Raw genomic sequence first — 25,050 nt, 5'->3', positions numbered from 1 at the left:
ATGATTGAACTATGCGAACCTTTCGCCTCGTTATGGAAACACAAAGATCCCTTTGTCGAAGTTGAAAAATTAGACGGTGAAGTATTTCGTGCACTGGAGAGTCGTCGAACACTGCGTTTTACGCTAAAAGAAAACTCATATTTTATTAAAATACATCGTGGTACGGCACTCAAAGAAGCGCTAAAGAATTTGGTATCATTCAGGTTGCCAGTACTTGGTGCCGATCGGGAATGGCAAGCGATCCACCGCCTCACGGAACAAGGGGTGGATACAATGAAAGGAGTTGGGTTTGGGCAACGTGGCATCAATCCGCTAAACCGGCATTCCTTCATTATCACTGAAGATCTAAACCCAACCATCAGTTTGGAAGACTACTGCGCCACTTGGCAGGAATCCCCACCCTCCGTAAAAGAGAAGCGACGCCTAATCCAACGGCTCGCAGAGATGGTTAGAAAGATGCATGCTGGCGGCGTTAATCATAGAGATTGTTATATTTGCCATTTCTTACTGCATTTGCCGTATCAACCAACGGATACACAATTTAAAATTTCAGTTATTGACCTACACCGAGCACAAATTCGCGATCGTGTACCTCTGCGCTGGCGTAATAAAGATATTATCGGCCTCTATTTTTCATCGCTTGGCATTGGGCTAACAAAAAAAGATTTACTGTGGTTTTTAAAGATCTACTTTGATCGACAAACGTTGCACAGCACATTGCAACACGAGCAGTCTCTATTTCAACAAGCACGTGTAAAGGCAGAAAAGATTCGCGTGCGAACGGAGCGCAAGGCATTGTAACGCCTTAATCTGATAAAACTTATGAATATACTCTTTGTTGGTGAGGCCACTTCCGGGTTCGGCGGTATAGAAACCGTGCTGAAAAAAGTGACCAGCTTTCTTGAAAATGACGTCGAGACAAAAAACGACTACACCCTGTACTTTCTGTGCCGCGACGATCGTATGGATAAAGCGTGGCTGGCAGGGAAGCGGTTTGTTTGCCATCGCTCCAGCATTAAGATCTCGTTTCTGCGTCGAATGAATCACTCCTGTGCGCTCACTCGTTTCATTAAGCAAAACCAACCCGATGCTGTTATTGCTTTTGATGCACCATCCTGTCGAGTTGCAGCACAAGCGATCCGTTATAGTAAAAAAACGCTGCCTCTGATTTCATGGTTGCATTACTCCCTCGATCATAAAAAACATGCCGAGCAGGTACTGGTTGCGGATTATCACTTAGCCATCAGTTCAGGTATCAAGCAGCAATTAATAAAGCGTGGCGTACCTTCCGAACGAATCTCTGTCATTTTTAATCCGGTCACGCCACAGAGCATCGTCATCCCGCGTCCGGCAAATAAAACCGTCTTTATCTATGTAGGGCGGCTTAAGTTTGAAGGACAAAAGCGTCTCAAAGATATGCTAGATGCTTTTTCTGGGCTCGAAGGTAACTGGGAATGCCATTTTATCGGTGATGGCTCTGACGCAAAAGTGTGCCAGTCCTACGCGCAACAACTGGGTATTACGGATCATTTGCACTGGCACGGCTGGCAAGAAAAGCCGTGGGAATATATTCAGGATAAAATCAAACATGTCTCGGCTTTTGTTATGAGCTCTGCTTTTGAGGGGCTGCCGATGACGTTGCTCGAAGCAATGTCTTATGGAATTTACTGTGTTAGCAGTGATTGTCCATCGGGGCCTGAGGATATTATTAAGAATGGCGTAAATGGACAGCTTTACCCACCCGGAGATACGGCTGCACTAAGGAGTGGTTTGCAGGACGTGGTCGATCAGCAGCTTTTACTGGATGCGAAACAAATTTCAGTATCCATTCACCGTTTCTATGGTGAAACCTATTACAAAGAACTGAAAGCAGTTATCAATGCCGCCATTCACCACCAAGTGATGGAATAATCACCTACTGGATTTCTTATGTATTTCAAAAAAGAAGATGTCATAACGGAAACACTCTGTTTCTCATATATTCCGGTGGCCCCCGATAAAAATCCGTTGAATATTGCATTTGGCACCGATAAAAATTTTCTATTTGGTTGTGCGATTGCGATTACTTCAATACTGCTTAAAAACCCAGAGCAGTCGCTGGCATTTCACATATTTACCGACACATTAAACGAAGATAGCAAAAAACGTTTTCAAACACTCGCCGAGCAATACCACACCACCATTACCTTATATAACGTTAACTGTGAATGGCTCAAACGCCTGCCTAGTACTAAGAATTGGTCATACGCTATTTATTTTCGCTTTCTCGTTACTGACTATTTTTATCAACAACTTGATAAGATCATCTACCTTGATTCAGACATTGTGTGTAACGGTTCGCTGCAAGAACTTGCCGCACTAGATATCAGCCAGCACATTGTCGCCGCCGTAGCGGAAGGCGACAATCTTTGGTGGAAAAAGTGTGCCGACCGCTTGGGAACACCGGCCATCAAGAATGGTTATTTCAATTCAGGCTTCTTATTGATCAATTTAAAAAACTGGCACCAAAATAATATCACAACAAAAACGATAACTATGCTGATGGATAAAGACATCACAGGAAAGATCTCTTACCCAGATCAGGATATTCTTAATATATTACTACCAGGTCATATTCTTTTTCTTGATAAAAAATACAACACTCAATTCAGCATTAATTACGAGTTAAAATGTAAATTTGGTGAACACTATCCTCATCCTATAACGGATAATACAGTTTTCATTCATTATATTGGCCCAACAAAGCCATGGCATGAATGGGCTGAATATCCTAGTACCAAGTTTTTCTATCTTGCTAAAGAATGTTCTCCTTGGGATTCCATTTCTCTTGAGAAGCCAACCACACCTAGTCAACTAAGATATAGTGCAAAACATTATTTAAAGAAAAAAAAATATTCCTTATTTCTTATAAAAATAATAAAATATTTTTATAAGAAACTGGTATCAATCGTAGTAAAATGACAAGGAAATATAATTGAAAATTGCTGCTGTTGTAGTTCTCTATAATTCAAAAATTCTTAATTCCGAGACAATAACAAATTTATTTAAATCACTAAAAAATGATATTGAACTGACCATAGTAATATGGAATAACGGCCCATCAACATTGGAAAAAGAAGATATACAACAGTATCTTGAAAGATGTAAAGAGCAGAATATAAAAAGTGAAATATATCAAGACTGCCGAAATATTTCACTAAGTATGATTTACAACTTTTTTATAGAAAACAATCCTGACAATGATTATTATACAATATTTGATCAAGATACACTGATAAGCAAAGATTTTTTCAAAAATATTTATGATAATAAAAATTACCATGTGATATTACCATTAATTTATTCACCCAATGATGAAACGAAAATAAAAAGCCCTTCATATCCTGACCACAAGCCTTTTCATTATGGAGAATTTAATTTAGGAGACTGTTATGCTATAGGTTCATGTATATCATTCTCATCTCATTTAGTTTCATTAATAAAATCTACAGGAACTAAATGTTTTGATGAAAGATATGCTTTTTATCGTGTAGATACCGAATTTTTTAATAACATAAAGAAATTTAATTCACTCAAGGGAATTTGTGTTGGTAAGACTCTACACCATCTTTCTGAAAAAGATGACCCGCAGAAGATGCATGAATCAAAAAAATTAGAAGTAGGATATGATAAATTATTATCACGGATCTACAATAGAAAAAAAATACTTTTAAAAAATATTATATACTGCATCAATTTAAAGATTAAGTATAAAATAAGTCTCTTAGGTTTTATAAAGTTAATTCAATGTGCCATAACGAAGAAACATCCAAGAACACGGTTCCATATTGCTAATGAAAAAAGTATTTCCAGCAATTTCAAGGATTGAATTAATGAATATTTCTGCAGTTATTGTCACCTATAACAGAAAAGAATCATTAATTAAAACATTACAATACTTTGATGAATTAACATCTCCACCTGAAAGTATTATTATAGTAAACAACAACTCTACAGATGGAACAGAGGATGTAATAAAAACTTGGAATAAAAAAACAAAATATACTAATGTACACCATATTAATTTAAGTGAAAATATAGGTGGGAGCGGTGGTTTTTATGAAGGGATTAAGTATGCATTAAATTTGAATGCGGAATGGATCTGGTTATCTGATGATGACGCATTTCCAGATAAAAATTGTTTCTCATTAATTAGAGATAAAATTAAAAAAATTAAAATTGATAATTATTCCGCTATATGTTGTTCCGTTATCAACAATGGATATATTGATAAAGCACATAGAAGAAGAATTCTAAACCATAAGGTTATATTCAAAAAAGAGAGGAGTGTTCCACTCATTGAGTATAATAAACCAGAATTTGAATTAGATCTGTTTTCCTACGTAGGTACTGTTATTAATGCAGATAAAATAAAAAAAGCAGGCCTAACAGATAAAGATTACTTTATCTGGAATGATGATACGGAGCATTCATGGCGATTAAGTAAAATAGGGAAAATAATATGCATACCTAAAGCAAAAATATATCACGACACTCCGAACCTAACTAACGAAATCACATGGAAAACATTTTATGGCGAACGGAATAAACTTTTCATGTACAAGAAACATGCTTACCTCACCTACCTAAAAATGCTATTCCAATTGAGAAAAAGAATAAGTAAATCAAATATTTCACATGAGAAAGAATTATTAAAATCAGTTCTATATTCCGTGCAAGAAAACAAAAAAGGAATCGATGAAATATATAATCCACGCTGGAGACCATGAATGATTTCTAGGTTGATAAATAATATAAATTCGATTGCTAACCGCATAAAATAATTTAATCAATGAAATTTCCATCATTGATAGAAATTTGAAAATAAAAATAAAATTTGGAATATAAAATCGGAGGTTAAAAAGTGAAGAAAATCGACTATGAATATGACTATTTAATTGTTGGTTCTGGACTTTATGGTGCAGTTTGTGCTTATGAACTAACAAAGTTAGGTAAAAAAGTACTTGTTTTAGAAAAAAGACAACATTTGGGAGGGAATATTTATACTGAACAAAATAATGGGATAAACATCCATAAATACGGAGCACATATCTTTCATACTAATGAAAAAAAGATTTGGGATTATATAAATCAATTCGCAGAATTCAATCGTTTCACTAATTCACCGCTCGCTTCATATAAAGGGAAATTGTATAACCTCCCTTTTAACATGAATACTTTTTATCAAATTTGGGGCACAATTACACCAGAAGAAGCAAAAAATAAAATAGAACAACAAAGGAAAGAAATTTCTCATATCGAACCTAAAAACCTCGAAGAACAAGCAATATCTTTGGTCGGTAGAGATATCTATGAGATTCTCATAAAATCATACACAGAAAAACAATGGGGTCGTAGTGCAAAAGAGCTTCCTGCATTCATAATCAATCGCTTACCTGTTAGATTCACTTATGATAATAACTACTTTTCTGATCGGTACCAGGGAATTCCTATTGGGGGTTATACCTCTATCATAGAAAAAATGCTGGCCAATTCAAAAGTAGTACTTAATACAGATTTCCTTAAAGAAAAAGAACATTACATTAATATAGCAAAAAAAATCATCTATACTGGTCCTATAGATGAATATTATAATTACCAATATGGTAGATTGGCATACCGTACACTTCATTTTCAACATGAAAATCATAATAAAGAGAACTTTCAAGGTAATGCGGTAATCAACTATACTGATGACTCTGTAAAATTTACTCGAATTATCGAACATAAGCATTTTGATGGAGTCAATACTAAACACACGATAATTACTAAAGAATTTCCTTCTGAATGTACACCTAAGGATATACCCTACTACCCTGTGAATGATGAAATGAACATGGAAATTTTTAAAAAATATAGAGAATTATCTAAAAAGGAAGAAAAAGTAATTTTTGGTGGCCGATTAGCTGAATATAAGTATTATGACATGCATCAAGTCATTGCTGCCGCTCTTTACAGAATACATACTAATATAGTAGTGGAATAAGTTTTATATAAATAACTGCGTTGAATAGTAGATCACTTTGAAAGAAACTCAGTTCTATTTTTGCGATCTGATCAATCGTCAAAAACTGATCCTACCCAGCAATAGTGGACACGCGGCTAAGTGAGTAAACTCTCAATCAGAGGTGATTACTCATGACAAAACCAGTACCAATCAGTAAAACGCCCCGTAAACAGTACACGCCCGAATTCCGCGATGAAGCCCTTAAATTGGCTGAGCGTATTGGAATCGCTGCTGCTGCCCGTGAACTCAGCCTGTATGAATCCCAACTCTACAACTGACGGAGTAAACAACACCAGCAGATGAACTCATCACTGCGCGAGAATGAACTGGCTGCCGAAAATGCGCGCCTGAAGCGCCAACTGGAGGAGCGCGATGAAGAACTGGCTAGTCTCCAAAAAGGCCGCGACATACTTCGCGAAGCGCCTGAAATAAAGTATATCTTTATCGAAAAGCATCAGGCAGAGTTCAGCATCAAAACCATTGCTGCGAGCCTGCGCCGTCAGGGGTTGCGGGCGAAAGCCAGCCGTAAATTCAGTCCGGTCAGCTACCGTGAACATGGCCTGCCGGTATCGGAAAACCTGCTGAAGCAGGACTTCATCGCCAGCGGCTCGAACCAGAAGTGGGCAGGTGATATCACGTATCTTCGCACGGATGAGGGCTGGCTGTATCTCGCGGTGGTCATTGACCTGTGGTCACGAGCCGCTATTGGCCAGTTGCGTTACAGATGGCGCTCTGGCGTCGTAAGCGACCGAAAAACGTTATTGTCCATACCGACTGTGGCGGACAGTACTGTTCAGCGGATTACCAGATCCTGCTGAAACGGCATAATCTGCATGGCAGCATGAGTGCAAAGGGTTGTTGCTACGATAACTCCTGTGTGGAAAGTTTTTTCCATTCACTGAAAGTGGAATGCATCCACGGGGAACGCTTTATCAGCCGGGAAATAATGCGAACAACAGTGTTTAATTATATCGAGAGCGATTACAATCGGTGGCGACGTCACAGTGCTTGTGGCAGTCTCAGCCCGGAACAATTTGAAAACCAGAACCTCGCTTAGGGCTGTGTCCACATTACGTGGGTAGGATCAGCCGTTTCATGTGGTAGTTACTGGACAAAATTCGCCATTTTATAGGAACAGTAAATCCCTTTCCCGACTCCAGCCATGGAAAGGAAAAAGTGTAATGCTATTCGGCGCAGTTATTTATCTATAACTATTTTTTACAAAAAGCAATTACCATTTATCAGGATGTTTTATATATATTATGAATATTTGTTATTACAACTGGAGCAACGTCAGAGAAAGAAACATTCGTGGTGGTGGAGTAGATGTTTACCAAAGAAATATCCTCAAGAATTCATCATTAATTGATGGTGAGGTTTTTTTTATTTCCTCAGGGTGCTCATTCACCCCCCCTTTTAAAAAACCTTTTTTCGTCAAGGATGGAAACTGTGCAGTAATTTATAATTCAAATACTATTGCGCCAGCATCTTTCGCTTTCGCTTCTCCGGAACAACTTGAAGCACCAGACACAGAGAAGGTATTTATTTCTACCTTAGCCTCTTTTGGAAAAATTGATATTTTACACTTTAACAACCTAGAAGGCATTCCTGTTAGAACGCTAAAAATAATAAAAGAAAAATTCCCAAAAATAAAAATCGTATTATCCTTACATAACTATTATACTCTCTGCCCTCAAGTAGACCTCTTTTTTGCTAACGATCAAAATTGTATTAATTACGATAACGGAAAAAGATGCCTTAAGTGCGCCAAACGAAAAAGCGCCACATTAGTAAAAAGTCATTATTATGTAGGGGGGGTATTAGATAAATTCAACATTAAGGAAAATGATATTGCATCCCGAATAATACATAAAATCACAAGAAAAACAGTAAGCACATTATTCAAGAAAAAAGTAAGAAACGAGAGAGGAATTACAGAAAATGAAATGAATTCTCAACGTAGAGATTACTTCATAGACTCTATAAATAAATACGTTGATCTTATCATTCCTGTTTCTAAAAGAGTAGAAGAGATATTTATAAGGCACGGAATTAACGGAAAAAAAAGTAAAGTCATTTACATCGGGACAGCACATAGTAGTTTTTTCAATAACAGTAAAGAAAGAGCTTTTCTTGATTTTTCAAAAAACAAGAAGATTACCTTATGTTATTTAGGATACATGAGGAAATCTAAAGGTTTCCCTTTTCTTTTAGAAGCTTTAGGGAAACTTGATCAGCGTATTGCTAAAAACATTAACTTGGTCATCGCTGCAAAAAAGGATAATGAATATTTACCAATGCTCTATGAAGTAGCTAAGTCATTTAATAAAATTGAATACCACGATGGTTACACTCATGACAATCTGTCTGATATTTTAAAAAATGTTGATCTCGGAATAGTTCCTCCTATTTGGGAAGATAACTTACCACAAGTTGCAATAGAAATGCATTGTCGTCACATTCCAATATTGACGAGTGATCTTGGCGGAGCAAGTGAATTACATAATAGAAATAAATATTTTACGTTTCGTTCTGGGGATGCATCCTCTTTCAACGAAAAATTAATATTTTTGCTTTCCAACTTCAATAATATTGATTTAAATTACTTTGAAAACTCACTTACACCTATTTCACTGAAAGAGCACTTACACATATTAAATAATGAGTACATGACCCTCATTAATAATAAATGATTTTTATAACAATCTTAATAAATTAACGTTCTATCCAAAAAAACTCTAATCTTGAAGTAGTTAAATAGAAAAGGCCTATACCTTTCTATTTAATTGGATAGTTATGGTTATTACTTATAATCTTACCTCCATGAACTCGACAAAATTACTCCAGAGATCAATAATAGTAGGTATTATGTTACAAACTCTCTACACCATTATCCTGTACCTCATCCAGCCGTTGATTTGGCTTCGCCTGTGGCTTCGTGGCCGCAAAGCGCCTGCTTATCGTCGGCGTTGGGGTGAACGCTACGGTTTTTGTGCTGAGAAGGTCAAACCAGACGGTATCATGCTGCATTCGGTCTCGGTGGGTGAAACGTTGGCCGCTATTCCTTTAGTTAGAGCGCTGCGTCATCGCTATCCCAATCTACCGATCACAGTAACAACAATGACACCTACTGGCTCTGAGCGTGTGCGTTCCGCTTTTGGCGATACGGTCTATCATGTTTATCTGCCTTATGATTTACCCTGTGCCCTAAAGCGTTTTTTTAATCAGGTTCGTCCGAAAATCGTCATCATTATGGAAACCGAACTATGGCCAAATTTGATCGCGGAACTGCATAAACGCGAAATTCCCCTGGTCATTGCAAATGCTCGGTTATCAGAACGCTCTGCGACGGGTTACAAAAAGATCGGCAAGCTCATGCGCCATATTTTGCAGCGAATCACACTCGTCGCTGCACAGAATCAGGAAGATGGGAATCGATTTATCGATCTTGGGCTGAAACGCTCCAGCCTGAAAGTGACCGGAAGTCTCAAGTTTGATATCTCTGTTACGCCGGAATTGGCTGCTAGAGCGGTTACATTACGCCGACAATGGGCACCACACCGTCCAGTATGGATAGCGACCAGTACACATGAAGGTGAAGAAGAAATCGTTCTGGCCGCTCACCGACAGTTGCTTGGCACTTACCCCGACTTATTACTGATTCTTGTTCCTCGCCACCCGGAACGTTTCTCTACCACACAGGTGTTAGCAGAAAATTTGGGATTCACCTACACGCTGCGCAGCAGTGGTGAACAGCCTCCGGCGAACACTCAAGTGGTAATTGGTGACACAATGGGCGAACTGATGCTGTTGTACGGCATCGCCGATCTGGCTTTTGTCGGTGGAAGTTTGGTTGAGCGAGGCGGGCATAATCCGTTAGAGGCGGCAGCGCATGCTATCCCGGTATTAATGGGGCCACACACGTTCAATTTCAAAGATATCTGCAACAAACTAGACCAGGCTGACGGGCTGATTACCGTCACCGATGCAGACTCACTTGGAAAAGAAGTAGGAAAACTGCTCGCTGACGAAGATTATCGCCTCTACTATGGTCGACACGCCGTAGAAGTATTACACCAAAATCAGGGTGCACTACAGATGCTGCTAACGCTATTGGAGCCTTATTTGCCCCAGCGGACACAGTGAAGCCGTTATCGAGATTGTGAATAAAGGGCTGATATGATGACAACCAAAGCGATTTATCCCGGAACGTTCGATCCGCTAACCAATGGTCATTTGGATCTGCTGACGCGTGCATCACGACTGTTCGACCATGTGGTGCTGGCCATCGCTGCCAGCCCGAGCAAACATACACTTTTCACTCTGGATGAACGCGTGGCGCTGGCAAAGGGTGCGACGCAGCATTTATCCAGCGTCGACGTAGTCGGTTTCAGCGATCTTATGGTGCACTTCGCACAACAGCAAAAAGCCAATATTCTTGTGCGTGGTTTGCGAGCCGTTGCCGATTTCGAATATGAACTCCAGCTCGCAAAAATGAATCACCACCTGATGCCTACTCTCGAAAGCGTGTTCCTGATGCCATCAGAAGAGTGGTCGTTTATTTCATCTTCTCTGGTCAAAGAAGTGGCTCGTCACGGTGGTGACGTATCGCATTTTCTTCCCGATGCGGTTGGCTCGGCGCTTAAGCAAAAACTGGCGCAGGGTAAGTAATCGATAATCCGGCGGATGGGTAACGTTCCTCCGCCGGAAAAAGCAGTGTGATTAACGCGCCAATGTACCGCATAGATAACGAAACCACCACAGTGGACGCCACCATGTATTTAGTGGAGGCAATGTCGCTGGCATTACGTTGTTACGGTATTTAATTTCCCAGGTAAAGTTGAGGAAAATACGGCTCTGCCCATACTCATAACCGAACAAGCTACACTCTTGCTTCTTACGCTTATCAATCGGCGTATTGGCGGAAAGGTCGCGCTGTAACGTATGGTAACTCTCTTCCCGATCCACTTCCCGTTCAAAACAACGGATGCTCTTCGGTAAATAATGTTGGCGCGAACCCTGGTACTTTTGGTACTTAACGAAGCGGAAATCTTCTGAGCCATAATTTCCGGAAAATTCCTCATCGTAGCCAAAGAAACGCATAAAGCGTGCACGCGACATAAAGAACGTGTTCGGATGACCATAATACCTGTCGCCAACGTTACACACTTTCCCGCGTTTTTTGATGCCGTTTTCACGACTTTCCCGATAGATTTTGTAGAAATTACGGCTAGGGTTACGGCAATTGATCAGATAGCGGAATGAGGACTCCGGCAACTCGTGGTCAAGATCGGTGATGAATATTTTGTCAGACTTGGCGTAGGTCACCCCTAAATTGCGCGCACCAGCCTGATTCCATGGAATATCTTCATTAATACGCAGCCAGGTGATGTTCAGATCAAACGAGCCAATGTCGTACTTAATCGGTGAACCGTCATCGACAATCACGAACTCTACCGCAGTTCTGATATCTTCCGGCAACTGCTCATACAGCCGCAGCAATGAAAATACGGAATCCATATTGTCCTGATTGCAGTAAAAGTGCGTAACGTAGGTTAACTTTATATGCTGCTTATCAAGCGAATACCGTGCAGCAGTAGAGTACTTATGGTTCACCGATAAAATCCTCAGTTTTGTAATCTTGTTGATGCTTTTCCAGATTCGCCCTTAAAACGGCAAGTCTGGCGTTATTTTTATCCAAAATCACTTCTGACAACGGCGGCAAAAGAACGTGCTACGCTGCCCATGTTTCGCGGTTTCTATTGGTGTCCCACAGGTCCGGCAAGGTTCACCGCTGCGGCCATAGACCCGTAACTCCTGCGCGAAATAACCTGGCTTGCCATCTGATTGCAAAAAGTCACGCAGCGTCGTACCACCCTGCTCAATCGAAAGCTGTAACACCTGCTTAATCACACGAACCAATACGGCTGCATCGTTTTCATTTAACGATCCGGCGGTTCTGTCAGGATGGATGCCAGCAGCGAACAGCGATTCACTCGCGTAAATATTACCTACGCCAACCACCACTTTGTTATCCATAATCCACTGCTTGATTGCTGTTTTTTTACCGCGTGACGCCTGATAGAGATAATCTGCAGAGAATTCCGCCTCTAACGGCTCGGGCCCCAGATGCGCCAATACCGAGCAGGTTTCTAGATTATCCGTCCACAGCCAAGCGCCAAAACGCCGGGGATCGGTGTAACGCAATACCTTGCCGCTATCCATCACCAAATCAACATGATCGTGCTTTTCAGGTTCGGCATATTCTGGCAACACCCGCAGGCTGCCAGACATACCGAGGTGCACGATAATCCAGCCACGCGTGAGTTCAATCAGCAGATATTTTGCCCGCCGACGCACACTGAGCACTGGCTCATCGCTCAGTGAGAGGATCTCAGCCGATACCGGCCAGCGCAGGCGCGCGTTCCTCACTTCCGCATAAAGAATGGCGTGACCGACAAGATACGGTGAAATTCCCCGACGACTGGTTTCAACCTCAGGCAATTCAGGCATGTGTGTCTCCTGATAAAGGTGGCTACATTCGCATAAACAACAGGATATCATCAGTGACGACCCGCAAGACAGAGGGTGTGGCGGGAAACAAAGCCACCACTGACATATTTTACCCACAGCAGTTAAAACAAATCAGTGAAGACAAGTCGACACGTGCCTGACAGGCAACTGCCAAAAAAAAACCCAGCCTTAGCTGGGTTTTTTATAAAGGAGCAAAAATTACTTAATTTTAGCTTCTTTGTACAGAACGTGTTGACGGACAACTGGATCGAATTTCTTCAGTTCCAATTTTTCCGGCTTAGTACGTTTGTTCTTCGTAGTGGTATAGAAGTGACCAGTACCAGCAGAAGAAACAAGCTTGATCTTCTCGCGAACACCCTTAGCCATGATTCAGTTCCTTAATACTTTTCACCACGGGCACGCAGATCGGCCAAAACCGTCTCAATACCCTTCTTGTCAATAACACGCATACCTTTAGCAGATACACGCAGTGTTACAAAGCGCTTCTCGCCTTCAACCCAAAAACGGTGTGAATGCAGGTTCGGCAGAAAACGGCGTTTGGTCGCATTCAGTGCGTGGGAACGGTTGTTCCCGGCCACCGGACGCTTGCCAGTAACTTGGCAGACTCGGGACATGTCTATTCTCCAAAAATCAAATCAGCTCGAGCTTCGTATAGGGTTTGGCCGCCTCGTCAGGCTTTAGAGCCCATCTCAGCAACTTCACTGAAAAGACTCTGTCATCAGGATAAACCTGCTGAGATAGGCTCTTAACGCCACACCCAAGATTCTCAAAGGTGGCGTAGTATACGCTCTGAAGCGTAAGTGCTCAAGTCCCGAACAGCTAAAGATCCCACTGGATCGTGGAAATATCTGTTAAATCCAGCCACGCTCGGCAAAAGAAACGTATTCACCATGCCCAATGACTAAATGATCGAGCACGCGGATCTCCATTAACAGGCACGCTTTGACAATCTGTTCGGTTATCGCACGGTCAGCCTGACTCGGCTCCGCTTTTCCCGACGGGTGATTATGCGCCAAAATCAGCGCGGCGGCATTCGCCTTTAGCGCTTCACGCACAATTTCACGCGGGTGTACTTCCACGCTGCTAATCGTACCAACAAACATCTCCTGATGGCGAATAACATGATGCTGATTATCCAAAAACAGGACTAAAAAAACTTCGCGCTCACGTCGTGACAGTAGCAACTGCAAATATTGACCGGTCGCTTCTGGGTTTAGCATCGCATCCTCTTTCGCCAAGCGAGAGAAAAACAACCGCCGCGACAGCTCTGCGATCGCCTTAAGCTGCGTATATTTTGATATTCCTACACCTCTGGCGCTGTGAAACGCAGACTGATCGGCCATCATCAGTTGATAGAGCGACCCAAACTGCGCCAGTAATCCCTCTGCCAACTGCATCACATGCACACCGGGTAGCCCTGTGCGTAGAAAAATCGCCAGCAGTTCGGCATCCGTCAGCGATTCCGCACCTAAACGCACCAGTTTTTCACGCGGTGCCAACCCCTTTTCCCAACCCATCAGCCTCTCCCTGTACCGCTCGACAACATCATGTCACGCTGGCAAAAACAGGACGATATCGCTGATAAAAGGCTGCGAAGCGCCTCGCAATCTTCTTAGGAAACCCCTGACAACGACCTTAAGATTCTTATCTGATCGCAAGGTTATGGTAAAATGGCGTATCTTCGGACTTTTAATCGGACCATGATGATGACGGAATTTTCCAGCCTGAACGCACTCTCCGGCAAACGAATCGTGCTGGGTATCAGCGGCGGCATTGCTGCTTATAAGTGCCCGGAACTGGTACGACGCCTGCGCGATGGCGGGGCCGACGTTCGGGTTGTCATGACCTCTGCCGCTAAAGCTTTCATCACTCCACTGACGCTACAAGCCGTCTCTGGTTATCCCGTATCAGACGACCTGCTCGACCCCGCAGCGGAAGCCTCAATGGGCCACATCGAGTTAGGGAAATGGGCTGATTTAGTCATTCTTGCCCCAGCCACCGCCGACCTGATTGCCCGCGTCGCCGCTGGTATGGCGAACGACCTCCTGACCACTATTTGTCTGGCAACATCTGCACCTATCGCCGTTGTCCCTGCGATGAATCAGCAGATGTATCGCGCAGAGCCCACGCAGGACAACCTGCGCACGCTAGCCGCACGAGGCTTGCCGATCTGGGGGCCAGATAGCGGCAGTCAGGCGTGTGGCGATGTTGGGCCGGGTCGCATGATCGACCCGATGGACATTGTTGGGCTGGCGCAGCGTCATTTTTCTGCCATCAACGATCTGCAACATCTGAGCATTCTGGTCACCGCTGGGCCGACAAGAGAGGCGCTGGATCCGGTTCGCTTTATCACCAATCACAGCTCTGGAAAAATGGGCTTTGCTATCGCACAGGCTGCTGCCGCTCGTGGCGCTAACGTCACACTGGTGAGCGGCCCAGTTTCGCTTGCTACACCGCACGGCGTCACGCGTATTGATGTCGGCAGCGCGCTGGAGATGGAACACGCGGTGATGGAGCACGCAGCGCAGCAGCACATTGTTATCGGTTGTGCTGCCGTTGCAGACTATCGTGCCAAACATATCGCCGATGAGAAGATTAAAAAACAGAATCAGCAGGGTGATGAAATGACTCTCACTCTGGTCAAAAATCCAGATATTATCGCTGGTGTCGCCGCGATGACGAAAAATCGTCCTTATGTTGTCGGGTTTGCTGCCGAAACCCAGAATGTGGAAGAATACGCCCGGCAGAAACTGGCGCGTAAAAAACTGGACCTGATTTGCGCGAACAACGTCTCTCTTTCCGGGCATGGTTTTAACAGTGAAACCAATGCGTTACACCTTTTCTGGCAAGGTGGAAACACGCCGTTGCCGCAGTGCGACAAGCGTCTTCTTGGCCAAAAATTAATCGACGAGATTATCAGCCGTTATGATGAAAAAAATCGACGTTAAGATTGTTGACCCACGCGTTGGGCAGCAATTTCCGTTACCAACCTATGCCACACCGGGTTCTGCCGGGCTCGATCTGCGTGCCTGTCTGGATCAAGCGATTGAACTCAAAGCCGGAGAAACCACTCTGATTCCAACCGGGCTGGCGATTCACATTGCCGATACCGGGTTGGCAGCCGTTATCCTACCTCGCTCCGGGCTGGGCCATAAGCACGGCGTAGTGCTAGGGAATCTGGTTGGTCTGATCGATTCAGACTATCAGGGACAACTGATGGTTTCCGTCTGGAACCGGGGTCAACAATCGTTTACGGTTGAACCGGGCGAGCGCATCGCGCAGATGGTTTTTGTGCCCGTCGTTCAGGCTGAATTCAATCTGGTCGAAGATTTCGTCGGCAGCGAACGTGGAGAAGGCGGCTTCGGCCACTCCGGCCGTAGCTAACGCGCTCTAGCCACCCCATAGTGTAAAAAATTCATATAAGCCACAGCGCCTATCCAAAAGGAAATGGCGACTGTGGCGCTACTGGGTGCTTGTCAGTCAAATATTTAGCAAGGGTCTTTTCAGACATGGCAGAAAAAGAAAATACGAAAAGGAATCGCCGCGAGGAAATTTTGCAGGCGCTGGCGCAAATGCTGGAATCCAGCGACGGTAGCCAACGCATCACCACGGCAAAACTGGCTGCGAACGTTGGCGTGTCCGAAGCGGCGCTCTACCGGCATTTCCCCAGTAAAACGCGGATGTTTGATAGCCTGATTGAATTTATTGAGGATAGCCTGACCACCCGCATTAACCTGATTCTGCAAGACGAAAAAGAAACGTTTAATCGTCTTCGTCTGATTTTGCTGCTGATTTTAGGGTTTGCGGAACGGAATCCTGGTCTGACTCGTATCATGACAGGTCACGCGCTGATGTTTGAGCAGGATCGCTTACAGGGGCGCATTAACCAACTGTTTGAACGTATTGAATCGCAGTTGCGTCAGGTATTGCGCGAACATAAGCTACGCGATGGCAAAGGTTTCCAACATGATGAAACGCTGCTGGCTAGCCAGCTATTAGCGTTTTGCGAAGGGATGCTGTCGCGCTTTATTCGCTCTGAATTCCGCTATCGTCCGACGCAGGAATTCGATACTCGCTGGCCGCTGTTAGCCGCACAATTGAACTAAACGCCGCGATTAAGAACCCGCCAGACATCTCTGGCGGGCTCCTGACTCACAACATTAAATTCCGTACTGCTCACGATAAGCTTTCACCGCATCCAGATGCGCCGCCATCTCTGGTTTTTCTGCCAGATAGGTGATCAAATCCGTCAGCGTAATAATCGAAATCACCTTGCACTGATAGTCACGCTCAACTTCCTGAATCGCAGACAGATCGGCACGACCGCGCTCCTGACGATCCAGCGCAATCATCACACCCGCCAGCGTCGCACCGTGCGCACCGATGATTTCCATCGATTCACGAATCGCTGTACCTGCTGTAATCACGTCATCCACCAACATCACGCGCCCCTGCAACGGGCTACCGACCAGGCTGCCGCCCTCACCGTGGTCTTTGGCTTCTTTGCGATTAAAGCAGTAAGGCAGGTCGCGATCGTGGTGTTCTGCCAGCGCTACCGCTGCGGTGGTGGCAATAGGAATACCTTTGTAAGCCGGCCCGAACAGCAGATCGAACTCCACACCAGAATCAACCAAAGCTTCGGCATAAAAACGCCCCAGTAAGGCCAAATCGCGCCCGGTATTAAACAGCCCGGCGTTAAAGAAATAGGGACTGATACGCCCGGATTTCAGCGTAAACTCGCCGAACTTCAATACCTGCTTGCTGAGTGCAAACTCAATAAACTGGCGCTGGTAGGCTTTCATTACTGCATCTCCTCGTCTTACGGATTAATCATGTTATTGAGTAATTTATATATACCCTAAATAATTCGAGTTGCAGGAAGGCGGCGACGCAGTGAGTCCCCAGGAGCTTACACAAGTAAGTGACTGGGGTGAGCGAGGAAAGCCAACGCACATGCAGCTTGAAGTATGACGGGTATAAAAAAGCGACCAATTGGTCGCTTTAAAAATCAATCGATTAAGGCAGCTTTCTGCGCCTGAACGATGGTATCGATTCCCCCTCGGGCTAGTGCCAGCAGGGTAAGTAATTCTTCGTGGCTGAACGGCTCGCCTTCGGCCGTTCCCTGCACTTCAACCATACGGCCATCTTCAGTCATGACCACATTCATATCGGTTTCGGCAGCAGAATCTTCCACGTATTCCAAATCGCACAGCGCTTCGCCGTTAACGATGCCGACGGAAACTGCTGCGACCATGCCTTTCATCGGGTTCTTTTTCAGCTTGCCGTTGGCGACCATCTGGTTCAACGCATCAGCCAACGCCACACAAGCACCGGTGATAGACGCCGTACGTGTGCCGCCATCCGCTTGCAACACATCACAGTCGAGCGTAATGGTGTATTCACCGAGCACTTTCAGGTCGATAGCCGCACGCAGGGAACGTGCGATCAGGCGCTGAATTTCCAGCGTCCGCCCACCCTGCTTGCCTTTAGCGGCTTCACGTGCGTTACGGCTGTGCGTAGCACGTGGCAGCATACCGTATTCGGCAGTGACCCATCCTTGGCCCTGACCTTTCAGAAAGCGCGGAACACCCTCTTCTACCGTGGCATTGCATAACACTTTGGTGTCGCCAAACTCGACCAAAACGGAACCTTCGGCGTGTTTCGTGTAATGACGGGTGAATGTAAGGGGGCGTACTTGCTGTGCACTTCGGCCTGTTGGGCGCATGGCTCATCTCCGGTGGGTCAATGAAAACTGGCGCGCATTATACACTAAATAATTCGAGTTGCAGGAAGATGGCAATCGCACGAGTCCCCAGGAGCTTACATGAGTAAGTGACTGGGGTGAGTAAGAGAAGCCAACGCACATGCAGCTTGAAGTATGACGAGTATATACGGTTTTCGTGACGCGCTGCCTAATCTTACCCTGCGCCAGCACCGATAAATTTGCAAGATTAGCGGTTAATTCTTCATCAGTCATACCTTATCCTTATGGTATAACCTGAGGTTATACCCTACTCATAAACAAGTATTCGTCAGTGATGATGCATCATGAAATAGTCCGTTCATCCCTTGAGCGTGAATGAGAAAAAATCATGATGCGGCATATGCACATTGAAACCGTCAATCTGCCACTGGCCCGTCCCATCACGGCCGATAACGGCACGCGTCATGTAGTCAGCGTTATCCGCGTCTCGCTGGAAGAAAAAGGATTTATTGGACAAGGCGAATGCACGCCTGCCGCCTATTATGGCGAGTCTGCCGACAGCGTATGCCACCAACTTTCTGCGATCCGTGAGGCGATAGAAAACGGCCTCACCATTGAACAACTCCAGCAGGCGTTATCGGCAGGCGCGGCCAGAAATGCACTGGACTGTGCGCTGTGGCGGCTCAACACCGCATTGAAAAAACAGACGCTGTGGCAACACCTCGACATTCGTCCACCCGCATCCGTGGTCTGTGCGCAAACGTTGGCGCTCGACAGCGTGGAAAGAATGGCCGCCGCGGCCTCAAATGCTATTTCCCACGGCGCACTGCTGCTGAAAATCAAGTTGGATCGTGAGCTGATTCTGGAGCGGGTTGCAGCCATTCGTGCCGCCGCGCCTGATGCCAGATTGATTATTGACGCGAGAGCAAGCTGGAGCGGGCTGGATTTACACAGCCTATCCAAGGCTCTGCTGCCTTATCAGGTTGCGATGATCGAACAACCGCTTCCTGTCGGCAAGGACGACGATTTACAGCGCTTTGCCCATCCGATTCCCATCTGCGCGGATGAAAGCTGCCGCCACAGCGGTGACATCGTCGGGCTGCGCCGTCGTTATGACATGATCAACATCAAGCTGGACAAGTGTGGCGGACTGACTGAGGCGCTGGCGATGGTACGCGAAGCAAGATTCCACGGCCTGCGCATTATGGTCGGCTGCATGTTGGGCTCGTCAATGGCAATGGAAGCCGCGCTGCCGATCGCGGCGGACGCCGACCATGTCGATCTCGATGGCCCAATCTGGCTGGCTGCCGATAGCTCACCTTATCTGACCTATAACCTTGGCCGAATCTGGCTATGACGCTCTCAACTAAAGCAACCCTAAAACCCTCAACCGGAGTGACCATGACGGATATCATGCACGCGGGTGCCGCCACAGCACCCGGTAACGCCCCCAGGCCTGTACTGGAAATCGACGATCTGAACGTTAGCTTTAGCGGCCGTTCCGGCACGCATCAGGCATTAAAAGGCATTTCCTTTACCGTCAATAAAGGTGAAGTGGTCGCCGTGGTGGGTGAAAGTGGTTCAGGCAAGTCCGTGACATCACTCACTGTGATGGGATTGCTAGCCGATTCTGCCAACATCGAGCGCGGTGCAATCCGTTTTACCGCACACGACGGCCAACAGCATGACCTGTTAAGCATGAAAGCAGAAGCGCGCCGTAAGCTGCGTGGCCGCGATCTCGCCATGATTTTTCAGGAACCGATGACCTCACTGAATCCGGTACTGAAAGTCGGCGACCAGCTCACCGAAGCCCTGCTTGATCACAAAATTTGCGATGCCGCCAGTGCAGACAAAAAAGCCCGTGAACTGCTGCGTAAAGTGCGCATTGCAGACGTCGATCGCGTGATGAAAAGCTACCCGCACTCGCTGTCCGGCGGGATGCGCCAGCGCGTGATGATTGCACAGGCGCTGGCCTGCGATCCGCAACTGTTGATAGCTGATGAACCGACCACCGCATTGGATGTCACCGTGCAGGCACGCATTCTGCAAATCCTGCGCGACCTGCAACAACAGAGCGACATGGCAGTACTGTTTATTACCCACGATATGGGCGTAGTCGCAGAAATCGCTGACCGCGTCGTGGTGATGTATCGTGGCGAAATCGTAGAGCAAGGCACTGTCGAACAGATTTTCGCTGCACCGCAGCACCCATACACCCAATCGCTGCTGGCCGCCGTACCCAAACTGGGCGACATGCGCGAGAGCCTGTGGCCGAAACGCTTCCCACTGTTGGGGCAGGCCGCCGACCCAGACAATATTGAACAGGTCACCGCCCGCTATGATGCCGAGCCGCTGTTAGATATTCGCGGGCTGCGCGTCTATTACCCGATACGCAGCGGGATATTATCTAAGGTGACCCACCACGTTCACGCGGTAGAGCAGATCGATTTCAACGTCTGGCCGGGCGAAACGCTGGCGATCGTCGGCGAAAGTGGCTGTGGCAAATCCACCACCGGACGTGCCTTGCTGCGTCTGGTACAGAGCAAAGCCGAGAGCATTCATTTTCAGGGCAACGAAATTTCTCAGATGAAAGAGCGTGATTTCCAGCCGCTACGCCGGGAAATGCAGATGGTGTTTCAAGACCCGTATGCCTCGCTCAACCCGCGCCTGACGGTCGGTTTCACCATCGCCGAACCGCTGCTGCTGCACGGGTTGGTGAAATCGCTGGAAGAGGCGACGCCGCAGGTGCAGGCGCTGCTCAAAAGCGTCGGTCTGCTGCCTGAGCACGCTCGCCGCTATCCACACGAATTTTCCGGCGGACAGCGCCAGCGTATCGCGATTGCCCGCGCGATGGCGCTACAGCCGCAGGTCATCATCGCTGATGAAGCCGTTTCGGCGCTCGATGTGTCAATTCAGGCGCAGGTTGTCAACCTGATGATGGATCTCCAGAAGAAAACCGGCGTGTCGTGGATTTTCATCTCACACGATATGGCGGTGGTCGAACGCATCGCCAACCGCGTCGCGGTGATGTACCTCGGCCAAATTGTGGAGATCGGCCCGCGCCAGTCGGTATTTAACGATCCACAACATCCGTATACCCGCCGCCTGTTGGCCTCGGTCCCGATTGCCGACCCAACCCGTCGTGGTACACGCCAGTTTGACGACAGCGAAATCCCCTCCCCCTTGCGTAAAGCAGGTGAGGTCGTCGCCAAAACGCGCTACCGCGAGGTTGCGCCGCAGCACTGGGTTGCCGACAACGAATCGGCGGCCTGAAACACGATGTAGTTACAAAAAATAGCGACAAAAAATAGCCATAAAACACAACGTATTAATAAAACACAACACACGTTCATTGCTGACCAGGAGAGATAACCATGAAGCCATTCGTTCGCCGCTCTGCCGTTGCCCTCGGGCTCTCACTGTGTCTGGCGGCTGTTGCCCAGGCGCAAGACCTTCGTATTTCCATTTATGCCGATATCACCGGACTTGACCCGCACGACACCTCAGACACGCTGAGCTACTCCATTCAGAGTGGCATCTTCGAGCGTCTGTTCCAGTTCGATAATAAAATGAAGCTGGTACCACGTCTGGCGACGGGCTATACCAGCAACGATACCGCCACCGAGTTTGTCGTGACGCTGCGCGAAGGCATCACCTTCCAGGACGGCGCACCGTTCAACGCCGATGCCGTTAAAGCCAACCTCGACCGTCTGGCGGATCAGAGCAAGGGCTTAAAGCGCAACAGCCTGTTTAACATGGTGCAAACTGTCACCGTGCTGTCGCCAACGCAGGTTAAAATCGAGCTGAACAAATCCTTCGGTGCCTTTGTGAACACGCTGGCGCACCCGTCTGCCGTGATGCACAGCCCGGAAGCGCTGAAGAAATATCCAGATGAAGCACAGTTGCGCGTACACCCAGTCGGGACTGGCCCATTCAAATTCACCGAATGGCAGCAGGGTAAAGACGTGAAGCTGGTGAAATTCGACAACTACTGGCAGAAAGGCTGGCCGAAAGTCGACAGCGTCACCTTCTACCCTACGCCGGAAGATTCCACCCGCGTAGCATCACTGAAATCTGGCCAGGTCGATGCGATCTATCCGTTGCCTTCTGACCTGATTAGCACCGTACAAAACGACAGCAAGCTGGCGATTCAGCGCGACCCAAGTATTTATCAGTTCTGGCTGGCGATGAATAACCTGCGTCCGCCACTTAACGATATCCGCGTGCGTCAGGCGCTCAACTACGCCATCAACCGCGACATCTGGCTGAAAGTGGGCTTTGCTGGCATGGGCGTTCCTGCCTCCTCTGCGATGGCACCGGACGTACAGTTCTTCGCACGCCAGACCTCGCCGAACTACACCTATAACCCAGAAAAAGCCAAGGCACTGCTGAAAGAAGCGGGCTACGCCAACGGCCTGAGCTTGAAACTGTGGACGACGAACCGCACCGACTACATCCGCAGCGCACAGTTTTTCAAACAGCAGTTAGAGCAGGTCGGCATCAAAGTCACCGTCACCCCGATGGATTCAGGGATGCGTAACGCCAAACTGTTTGGCGTAAAAGACCCGAAAGAGGCCGAATTTGACCTGTTCTACAACGGTTGGTCTCCATCTACCGGTGATGCCGACTGGGCGCTACGTCCACTGTTTGCGACTGAATCCTGGGTTCCAGTTGCTTATAACGTCTCCTACTACAGCAATCCGGTCACGGATAAAGCAATTACTGCTGGATTAGCGACTGCCGATACCGACAAACGTGCCGCTGCTTATGCTGATGCCCAGCGTCAGATTTGGCAGGATGCGCCTGTGGTCTTCCTGGGTTCACCGGACAATATCGTCGGTAAAACCAAGAACCTCGACGGCGTGTACATGCTGGCTGATGGCTCACTGATCTTCGATCAAGCTGAATTTAAGTAATCGGTCAGGGAGAACGCCATGTTTGCTTATATCGTCCGACGTTTGCTGGAAATGATCCCGGTTCTGCTGGTGGTCTCCCTGTTAGTGTTCGGTTTTATCAAACTGCTGCCGGGTGACCCGGCACGTATTTACGCTGGCGCTGACGCGACCATTGAGGCGGTGGAAGCCGCCCGTCAGCAGCTAGGGTTGAACGATCCGCTGCCACAGCAGTATGTCCGCTGGCTCGGCGGCTTGTTCAGCGGCGATCTGGGGGTGACATACCGCACGCAGCAGCCGGTCATCGACGTCATCAGCAAGAGCTTTATGCCCACCATGTGGCTGGCGCTGGCGGGTTTTGTCTGGTCGGTGCTGCTTGGCCTGCTGATCGGCGTGGTTTCCGCGCTCAAGCGGGGGAAATGGCAGGACTGGACATTAATGAGTTTCGCGGTCGGTGGGATTTCCATGCCGCCGTTCTGGCTCGGCCTGTTGCTGATTCAGTTTGTGGCCATGCCGTTCGGCGTCTTTTCCGTCAGCGGCTTTAATCAGCCCAGCGATATCATTCTGCCGGCGCTGACGCTCGGGGCATCAGTAGCCGCTGTGATGGCGCGCTTTACCCGATCCGCGTTTCTGGAAGTCGCACAGGAAGATTACGTGCGCACCGCGCGTTCCAAGGGACTACGCAATCGGTTGGTCACCTGGAAGCATGTGATGCGTAACGCATTGATCCCAGTCATCACCATGCTTGGGCTGCAATTCGGCTTCCTGCTCGGTGGCTCCATCGTGGTCGAAAGCGTGTTTAGCTGGCCGGGACTGGGCTGGCTATTGATTGAGTCAATCAAGACGCAGGATCAGCCGGTCATTCAGGCACTCGTGATGCTGTTCGTGTTTGAATTTATTGTCATTAATCTGTTGGTGGACCTGCTGTACGCGGTGGTCAATCCGGCGATTCGCCTACGTTAGGAGACACGATGAACCTCCCTTCCGACCCCGTCGTGGCCGTTGCCACGCTTGATGAAGAAACGATACGTTCGCCGTGGCGCGATTTCGTTCAGGTCTTTATCCGTAACCCGATGGCGCTGGTTTCCAGCGGCTTCGTCCTGCTGCTGGTGCTGGTCGCCATTTTCGCCCCTTGGCTAGCGCCGTGGAACCCGATGGAGCCCGACTGGGCAGAGCTGGCGTCCCCCCCTTCGGCAGCACACTGGATGGGCACCGACGATCTGGGGCGCGATGTGATGAGCCGTATCATCTACGGCGCACGTATCTCGTTATACATCGGCATTTTCTCCGTCACGCTGGGGATGCTAGCTGGCATCGTGCTCGGCCTATTGGCAGGGTACTACGGCCGTTGGGTGGATACGCTGATCATGCGCGGTTCCGACGTGCTATTTGCGTTCCCCGGCATGCTGCTGGCGATTGCGGTCGTCGCGATCCTCGGCCCCGGCCTGAATAACGTGATTATCGCCGTGGCAGTCTTCAGCGTGCCAGTCTTCGCCCGTATCGTGCGCGCCTCCACGCTATCGCTGAAACAGGCGGCCTATGTAGAAGCGGTACGCTGTGCTGGTGCGCCGGATCGCATCATACTCATGCGCCACATCTTGCCCGGCACGCTGCCTAACGTGATCGTCTATTTCACTATGCGTATCGGCACCAGCATCCTGACCGCAGCGGGGCTGAGCTTCATCGGCCTTGGCCCAGAGCCGGACGTGCCGGAATGGGGCAATATTCTGGCGATGAGCCGTAGCTTAATGATGGCAGGCGCGTGGCACGTTAGCGTGTTCCCTGGTCTGGCGATTTTCTTCACCGTGCTGGCGTTTAACCTGCTGGGGGATGCGCTGCGTGATACGCTCGATCCCAAACTGAAAAGCTGAGGA

General features: G+C 47.3%; 24 protein-coding genes and 1 pseudogene. 18 read left to right on the top strand and 7 right to left on the bottom strand.

Annotated features, from left to right (window positions below; all coding sequences use genetic code 11):
- The 10 genes and pseudogenes from rfaP (at position 1) to coaD (ending at position 10,717) form a co-directional block, all read left to right on the top strand.
- Positions 1 to 801: a lipopolysaccharide core heptose(I) kinase RfaP gene (gene rfaP / locus A7983_RS08675; RefSeq protein WP_005968322.1), complete on the top strand. Its 801-nt coding sequence runs from the start codon at positions 1 to 3 to the stop codon at positions 799 to 801.
- Between the two features lie 21 nt (positions 802 to 822).
- Complete coding sequence (waaB, locus tag A7983_RS08670; protein ID WP_005968320.1) at positions 823 to 1,911, top strand: lipopolysaccharide 1,6-galactosyltransferase; 1,089 nt, start codon at positions 823 to 825, stop codon at positions 1,909 to 1,911.
- An 18-nt stretch (positions 1,912 to 1,929) separates the two neighbouring features.
- Positions 1,930 to 2,961: a lipopolysaccharide 3-alpha-galactosyltransferase gene (gene waaO, locus A7983_RS08665; RefSeq protein ID WP_005968318.1), complete on the top strand. Its 1,032-nt coding sequence runs from the start codon at positions 1,930 to 1,932 to the stop codon at positions 2,959 to 2,961.
- 13 nt (positions 2,962 to 2,974) lie between these two features.
- Positions 2,975 to 3,868, top strand: a complete 894-nt coding sequence (locus A7983_RS08660) for a glycosyltransferase family 2 protein (protein ID WP_005968316.1) — start codon at positions 2,975 to 2,977, stop codon at positions 3,866 to 3,868.
- A gap of 4 nt (positions 3,869 to 3,872) precedes the next feature.
- Positions 3,873 to 4,769: a glycosyltransferase gene (locus A7983_RS08655; protein WP_005968314.1), complete on the top strand. Its 897-nt coding sequence runs from the start codon at positions 3,873 to 3,875 to the stop codon at positions 4,767 to 4,769.
- 134 nt (positions 4,770 to 4,903) lie between these two features.
- Positions 4,904 to 6,025 carry a UDP-galactopyranose mutase gene (glf, locus tag A7983_RS08650; protein ID WP_005968312.1) on the top strand — a complete coding sequence of 374 codons (1,122 nt, stop codon included), beginning with the start codon at positions 4,904 to 4,906 and terminating at the stop codon, positions 6,023 to 6,025.
- Positions 6,026 to 6,177: 152 nt separating this feature from the next.
- Positions 6,178 to 7,103 (top strand): annotated as a pseudogene (locus tag A7983_RS23230) (IS3 family transposase).
- Positions 7,104 to 7,308: 205 nt separating this feature from the next.
- Positions 7,309 to 8,739 (top strand): glycosyltransferase, encoded by a 1,431-nt coding sequence (locus A7983_RS08635; protein WP_005967901.1) that lies wholly within the window; start codon positions 7,309 to 7,311, stop codon positions 8,737 to 8,739.
- A 175-nt stretch (positions 8,740 to 8,914) separates the two neighbouring features.
- Positions 8,915 to 10,192, top strand: a complete 1,278-nt coding sequence (gene waaA / locus A7983_RS08630) for a lipid IV(A) 3-deoxy-D-manno-octulosonic acid transferase (RefSeq protein WP_039478864.1) — start codon at positions 8,915 to 8,917, stop codon at positions 10,190 to 10,192.
- 36 nt (positions 10,193 to 10,228) lie between these two features.
- Positions 10,229 to 10,717: a pantetheine-phosphate adenylyltransferase gene (gene coaD / locus A7983_RS08625; protein ID WP_005967905.1), complete on the top strand. Its 489-nt coding sequence runs from the start codon at positions 10,229 to 10,231 to the stop codon at positions 10,715 to 10,717.
- Positions 10,718 to 10,768: 51 nt separating this feature from the next.
- On the opposite strand, the gene A7983_RS08620 is transcribed toward coaD, so the two are convergent.
- From A7983_RS08620 to radC, 5 genes are all read right to left on the bottom strand, one after another.
- Positions 10,769 to 11,566: a glycosyltransferase family A protein gene (locus A7983_RS08620; protein ID WP_005967908.1), complete on the bottom strand. Its 798-nt coding sequence runs from the start codon at positions 11,564 to 11,566 to the stop codon at positions 10,769 to 10,771.
- A gap of 183 nt (positions 11,567 to 11,749) precedes the next feature.
- Positions 11,750 to 12,559: a bifunctional DNA-formamidopyrimidine glycosylase/DNA-(apurinic or apyrimidinic site) lyase gene (gene mutM / locus A7983_RS08615; protein WP_005967911.1), complete on the bottom strand. Its 810-nt coding sequence runs from the start codon at positions 12,557 to 12,559 to the stop codon at positions 11,750 to 11,752.
- Positions 12,560 to 12,778: 219 nt separating this feature from the next.
- Complete coding sequence (rpmG, locus tag A7983_RS08610) at positions 12,779 to 12,946, bottom strand: 50S ribosomal protein L33 (RefSeq protein WP_002208990.1); 168 nt, start codon at positions 12,944 to 12,946, stop codon at positions 12,779 to 12,781.
- A gap of 11 nt (positions 12,947 to 12,957) precedes the next feature.
- The gene (gene rpmB, locus A7983_RS08605) at positions 12,958 to 13,194 is read right to left on the bottom strand and encodes a 50S ribosomal protein L28 (RefSeq protein ID WP_005967968.1); all 237 of its coding nucleotides are present in this window, start codon (positions 13,192 to 13,194) and stop codon (positions 12,958 to 12,960) included.
- 237 nt (positions 13,195 to 13,431) lie between these two features.
- The gene (gene radC / locus A7983_RS08600; RefSeq protein WP_005967971.1) at positions 13,432 to 14,097 is read right to left on the bottom strand and encodes a RadC family protein; all 666 of its coding nucleotides are present in this window, start codon (positions 14,095 to 14,097) and stop codon (positions 13,432 to 13,434) included.
- A gap of 153 nt (positions 14,098 to 14,250) precedes the next feature.
- On the opposite strand from radC, the gene coaBC reads away from it, so the two are divergent.
- The 3 genes from coaBC (at position 14,251) to slmA (ending at position 16,686) form a co-directional block, all read left to right on the top strand.
- Positions 14,251 to 15,528 carry a bifunctional phosphopantothenoylcysteine decarboxylase/phosphopantothenate--cysteine ligase CoaBC gene (gene coaBC, locus A7983_RS08595; protein ID WP_407670491.1) on the top strand — a complete coding sequence of 426 codons (1,278 nt, stop codon included), beginning with the start codon at positions 14,251 to 14,253 and terminating at the stop codon, positions 15,526 to 15,528.
- Positions 15,506 to 15,964 (top strand): dUTP diphosphatase, encoded by a 459-nt coding sequence (gene dut, locus A7983_RS08590; protein WP_005967975.1) that lies wholly within the window; start codon positions 15,506 to 15,508, stop codon positions 15,962 to 15,964. Before coaBC ends, dut begins: the two co-directional genes overlap by 23 nt.
- Positions 15,965 to 16,089: 125 nt before the next feature.
- A complete protein-coding gene (gene slmA / locus A7983_RS08585; protein ID WP_005967978.1) occupies positions 16,090 to 16,686 on the top strand; it encodes a nucleoid occlusion factor SlmA in 597 nt (198 codons plus the stop codon).
- A 54-nt stretch (positions 16,687 to 16,740) separates the two neighbouring features.
- Here the strand turns inward: slmA and pyrE are convergent, their stop codons facing one another.
- Together pyrE and rph are read right to left on the bottom strand one after the other, a co-directional pair.
- A complete protein-coding gene (pyrE, locus tag A7983_RS08580; RefSeq protein WP_005967979.1) occupies positions 16,741 to 17,382 on the bottom strand; it encodes an orotate phosphoribosyltransferase in 642 nt (213 codons plus the stop codon).
- Positions 17,383 to 17,588: 206 nt separating this feature from the next.
- Positions 17,589 to 18,305 (bottom strand): ribonuclease PH, encoded by a 717-nt coding sequence (rph, locus tag A7983_RS08575; protein ID WP_005967981.1) that lies wholly within the window; start codon positions 18,303 to 18,305, stop codon positions 17,589 to 17,591.
- A 367-nt stretch (positions 18,306 to 18,672) separates the two neighbouring features.
- Here rph and ycjG point away from each other — a divergent pair, with 367 nt between their 5' ends.
- The 5 genes from ycjG (at position 18,673) to A7983_RS08550 (ending at position 25,047) form a co-directional block, all read left to right on the top strand.
- Positions 18,673 to 19,641, top strand: coding sequence for an L-Ala-D/L-Glu epimerase (ycjG, locus tag A7983_RS08570; RefSeq protein ID WP_005967985.1), 969 nt, complete (start codon positions 18,673 to 18,675; stop codon positions 19,639 to 19,641).
- Positions 19,642 to 19,685: 44 nt separating this feature from the next.
- Positions 19,686 to 21,557: an ABC transporter ATP-binding protein gene (locus A7983_RS08565; RefSeq protein ID WP_005967987.1), complete on the top strand. Its 1,872-nt coding sequence runs from the start codon at positions 19,686 to 19,688 to the stop codon at positions 21,555 to 21,557.
- 101 nt (positions 21,558 to 21,658) lie between these two features.
- On the top strand, positions 21,659 to 23,200 hold the full coding sequence (locus A7983_RS08560) for a glutathione ABC transporter substrate-binding protein (protein ID WP_005967990.1): 1,542 nt from the start codon (positions 21,659 to 21,661) through the stop codon (positions 23,198 to 23,200).
- Between the two features lie 18 nt (positions 23,201 to 23,218).
- The gene (locus tag A7983_RS08555; RefSeq protein WP_005967994.1) at positions 23,219 to 24,139 is read left to right on the top strand and encodes an ABC transporter permease; all 921 of its coding nucleotides are present in this window, start codon (positions 23,219 to 23,221) and stop codon (positions 24,137 to 24,139) included.
- 8 nt (positions 24,140 to 24,147) lie between these two features.
- Positions 24,148 to 25,047, top strand: coding sequence for an ABC transporter permease subunit (locus tag A7983_RS08550; RefSeq protein WP_005967996.1), 900 nt, complete (start codon positions 24,148 to 24,150; stop codon positions 25,045 to 25,047).
- Positions 25,048 to 25,050 lie beyond the last annotated feature (3 nt).

The organism is Pectobacterium wasabiae CFBP 3304 (genome assembly GCF_001742185.1).
GTDB classification, from domain to species: Bacteria; Pseudomonadota; Gammaproteobacteria; order Enterobacterales; family Enterobacteriaceae; genus Pectobacterium; species Pectobacterium wasabiae.
Note: the sequence above shows the minus strand (reverse complement) of the source record. Positions and strands in the feature narration are given on the sequence as shown.